Here is a 4,437-nt window from a genome sequence, read left to right as displayed (position 1 = left end):
CGGTCCACGCCATTCCGCCCCGGGCGGGGGGTCCCCGGCGCGGGGGGGGGCCGGCGGGGCACCCCCCCTTCGTGGGACCCTCGGCCTCAGGAGGTGCAGGTGGGCACCCCCGGCAGCCACGCGGGCCCTTGGACGTAGATGTTGGTGACCCAGGCCTTGTAGTCGGGCAGATAGGACCAGGCGTCATTGGTGTAGCCGTCGGAGGTGACCCGCTCCGCGTGCTTCTGGCACTCCACGCGGACCGTGGTCGGCCCTGGGAAGGCGTAGACGCGTGCCGCCTTGACCGACGGGGCAGCCTTGGTCCATACCCCGGTGCCCCAGGTCCGGAAGACCTGGCCGGTCACCGGACCCGGGTCGACGCGGACTGCCCCGTAGTACGTGTCGGTGAGCCGGACATCGCTGACCATCAGTTTTGTGCCGGACTGCCTGGCCTCCACCATCTTGCCCGCGCCCAGATAGATGGCGATGTGGTGCAGGTCCTGGGACGTGCCCCAGACCAGCAGATCACCGGGGAGCAGCGGGGAGAGCCCGTCGGCGGCGGTGAAGCGCCCGGCCGCGCGGTGTGTGTAGAACTGGGCACTGGCAACTCCGTTGAGGAGGTCCTCGCCGGTGGCCTCGGCGTAGGCGTGGCGGACGAGCCCCGAGCAGTCGAACCCGAGCCGCTCCGGGTCGTGTTCGCTGGCCGGGTCGGTGGGGTCCACCTGCCCGTACGTGGGCCCGGGACGCGCACCGTGACCGCCGCCCCAGGTGTACCAGACGCCTGCGGCCACCTGTCGGCAGGCGGCGGCGATCGCCCGTTCGGCTGCGTCGGAGGCGCCGGGTGCCAGTGAGCGGCAGTCGCTGTCGGCGGGGGCGGGTGCGGGGTGGGCGGCCTTGGCCGGATGGGCGGTTGCGGCCGACGCCGACCAGCAGAGGCAAGCGGCCAGTAATCCGATGAGTGCGCTGACGAGACCGTTGCGACGGTGCATGGAGCATCCCCGTTCTGATGGGCTGTCGTGCTGCCGAACTGCGGCTTACGGCGCAGGGACCGGCCCGGACCGGTTCGGTGAGTCCGGACCGGTGCCTGCGCAGCCAACAGCCTGGGGCCGCGACGCCATCCGGTCGATGCCGCCGCGCCGCCCCATGCGAACGGGCAACGGGAAACCCTTCGGGAAACCCCGCCGAGCACGGCACTTCGCCGGTCATGACATTGGCTGCACCGGGCTGCCGCGCCGCGGCAGCGCCTCCCGCTCCCCCGGAGCGAGCCCTTCGCGCAGTCGGTGGATCTCCGCCAGCCGGGCGCCGATGTCCAGGTTCCAGAGGCGTACGGTGCCGTCGTTGCTGCTGCTGGCGACGGTCCGCCCGTCCGGGGCGAAGTCGACGTCCCACACCGCGTTCGTATGACCCGTCAGGGCTGCCCGGAGTCGGCGTCCGGTCACGTCCCACAGCCGGATCGTGCGATCGTTGCCGCTGCTCGCCAGGGTGCGGCCGTCGGGTGAGAAGGCGATACCGCGCACGGAGCCGGTGTGGCCGGTGAGCACCGCGACGAAGCGGTGCCCTCGGGTGTCCCACAGCCGTACGGTGCCGTCGTTGCCACTGCTTGCAAGGGTGTGCCCGTCCGGGCTGAAGGCCACGCCCCGGACGGCGCCGGTGTGGCCGGTCAGACGGGCGAGCGGTCTGCGTGCCGGGACGTCCCACAGGCGTACGGTCAGATCGTCGCCCGCACTGGCCAGGGTGCGTCCGTCGGGACTGAACACCACGTCGTTGGCGAAGTCGGTGTGGCCGGTGAGGCGGGCGAGGAGGCGGCGTCCGGCGATGTCCCACAGCCGGACCGTACGGTCGGAGCCCGCGGAGGCGAGCGTACGGCCGTCCGGCGAGAAAGCCACCGCGAACACATCGCCGCCCGGACCGTCGAGTGCCTCGTCAAGTGTGGCGAGGGCGCTGCGTTTCGCGATGTCCCACAGCCTGATCGTGCCGTCGGAGCCCGCGGAGGCGAGCGTACGGCCGTCCGGCGAGAAAGCCACCGCGAACACCGTCTCGCGGTGGCCGGTGAGCGTCGCCAGGACACGGCGGCGAGCCACGTCCCACAGGCGTACGGTGTGGTCCGCGTCGGCCGTGGCCAGCATGGTCCCGTCCGGGTTGTACGCGGCCTGCCAGATCTCCGTGAACGGACGGGCCGTCAGGGCCGAGGCCCGCAGATCCCAGAGCACCACCGACTGGTCGAAACCGGCGGTCGCGAGGGTCGTGCCACGGGAGTCGACGGCCACCCCCATCACATAGTCGGTGTGACCGGCGAGGGTCGCGGTGAGCCTGCCGCCGCGTACGTCCCAGAGTCTGGTCGTCCCGTCGCCTCCGGCGCTGACGACGGTGGTGCCATCGGGGGTGTAGGCGACCGCGTTGACGTCGTCACTGTGCCCGCTGAGGGCGGCCATCTGACGGCGCCGGGGCACGTCCCACACACGTACGGTCCGGTCGACTCCCCCGGTGGCGACCGTCCGCCCGCCGGGTGCGAACGCCGCGCCCAGCACCTCGTCCGTATGTCCCCTGAGTACGGCGAGGGAACGGGCCCCCGCCACGTCCCAGAGGCGTACGCTCCGGTCGGAGCCCGCCGAGACCAGTGACCGGCCGTCGGGAGCGTACGCCAGCGCGTTGACCGTCCCGGAGTGGCCGGCGAGTTCCGCGAGGGGCCGGTGGCCGCGAGCGGTGTCCCACAACCGGACCGTGCCGTCCGCGTCAGCGGTGGCGATCGTACGACCGCTGGGATCGAACGCCACGGCGCGGGCGCCCTTGGACCGGATGCCCAGCAACTCCCGTCCATGGCCGCCGACGGTATTCGCAGTGTTCCACAGATGCACCGGCCCGTCGGTGGAAGTCGCCGCGAGCGTACGCCCGTCGGGACTGAAGGCGACCGACCGCACCCGGCCGGGCACGGTCAGGACCGCGAGCATGTGATGGTCGGACATCCGCCGCAAGATCACCCGGCCGTCGGAACTGCCGGTCGCCAGCGTCCCGTCGCCGGATGCGAAGGCGACTGCGTTGACCGGTCCCCCATGACCGCCGAGCCTGGCGGCGAAGGGCTGTGACTGGGTGCTCAGCAGGGCGCCCCTTGCCTCGGTGGTAGCCTCGGCACGGTAGGCCTCCTCGGCGAGCAGCAACGACGCCTCCGGCCGACCGGTAGCGAGGAGGGTGGACTGCGCGGCGAGAGCGCGTGAGCGCGCGCCGCGTTCCTGGTCGAGCGCGGCTTCACGCTGCTGGTATGCGAGACCTCCGGCGGTCAGGGCCACTACCAGCAGCGCGACGAGGGTGGCTGACATCCACTGCCGCCGCCGTACCTGGCGCCTGGCCTGTTCCTCGCTCGCGTCCTCCGCGGCCTGACCGGCCAGCAGGAACGCCTCCTCCCGGGCGCCGAGCCGGTTTCTGCCGTCCAGCTCGTCGGCCCAGGAGCGCACGGTGTCCAGCCGGGTCCCCCGGTAGAGCAGGGACGGATCGCGGCCCGCGCGGTCCCATTCGTCGGCGGCGATGGCCAGTCGCTGGTGGATCAGCAGTCCGGCCCGGTCGGCGTGGATCCAGCCGCGCAGCCGGGGCCAGGCGTGGAGCAGGGCCTCATGGGTGATCTCGACGGTGTCGCTGCCCATCGTGATCAGCCGGGCGCGTACGAAGGTGTCGAGCGCCGTAGCCGCGCCGTCCGCGTCGGCGAGCTGCTCCATCAGGGCCGCTCTGCTCATCCGGTGCCGGGTCGCCGCGGTGCCGTCGGCGACATGGACCAGTCGTACCAGGATGCGGCGGATCGTCTTCTGTTCGGCCGGGTAGAGCCGGGCGAAGGCATCCTCCGCGGTGCGCGCGACGGCGCCCTGGATGCCCCCGGTGCGCTCGTAGCCGGCGACGGTCAGCATGGCGCCGTCGCGCTGCTGCCAGGTGGCCATCAGGGCGTGGGACACCAAAGGCAGCGCTCCGGACGGGGTGACCTCGGATGCCGCTGTCCCGGTGGCACCGCGCAGTCCGGCGTCCCGCAGCAGCAGTTGCGCCAGTCCCGGTTCGAGGGTGACTCCGGCGAGCTCCGCGGGACGGGTGATGGACTCCCGCAGCTCCGCCACGGACATCGGGGGTGGCACGAACAGTCCGTCGGTGAAGACGGAGGCCAGTTCGGGAAGCTCCAGGCAGCTGCCGGAGAAGTCGGCTCGCACGCCGAGCACCACGACTGCCGGGTCGTGCCCGGTCGCGGCGGCCCGGGGCCCGGACACAGCGCACAGGACACGGACGAAGGCGCGCCGCTCGTCCTCGTCGGAGCAGTGGGTGAACAGCTCCTCGAACTGGTCGAGGGGGCGCCCCCGGCGCGGCGCGGGGGTGGGGCGGGGGGGGGCGCCCGCGGCCCCCGGCACGCGCGGGGGGGTGTGGGGGGGGGGGGGCGCGGGCGGGGGGGGGGGGGCGTGTGGGCGGGGGGGTGGGGGGGGCGCGGGA

The 4,437-nt window shown here is 73.1% G+C and carries 2 protein-coding genes; both read right to left on the bottom strand.

Going from position 1 to position 4,437, the window contains the following annotated elements; all coding sequences use genetic code 11:
• Positions 1-86: 86 nt before the first annotated feature.
• A complete protein-coding gene (locus ACFWI9_RS12160) occupies positions 87-968 on the bottom strand; it encodes a C40 family peptidase (protein WP_387161104.1) in 882 nt (293 codons plus the stop codon).
• A gap of 213 nt (positions 969-1,181) precedes the next feature.
• Entirely contained in the window at positions 1,182-4,358 is a 3,177-nt protein-coding gene (locus ACFWI9_RS12155; protein WP_387161101.1) for a WD40 repeat domain-containing protein, read from the bottom strand.
• Between the last annotated feature and the right edge of the window lie 79 nt (positions 4,359-4,437).

It is taken from the genome of Streptomyces sp. NPDC127084 (genome assembly GCF_042724175.1).
Lineage (GTDB): Bacteria > Actinomycetota > Actinomycetes > Streptomycetales > Streptomycetaceae > Streptomyces.
The sequence above is the reverse complement of the archived record's forward strand: the minus strand, read 5'-3'. Positions and strand labels throughout refer to the sequence as shown.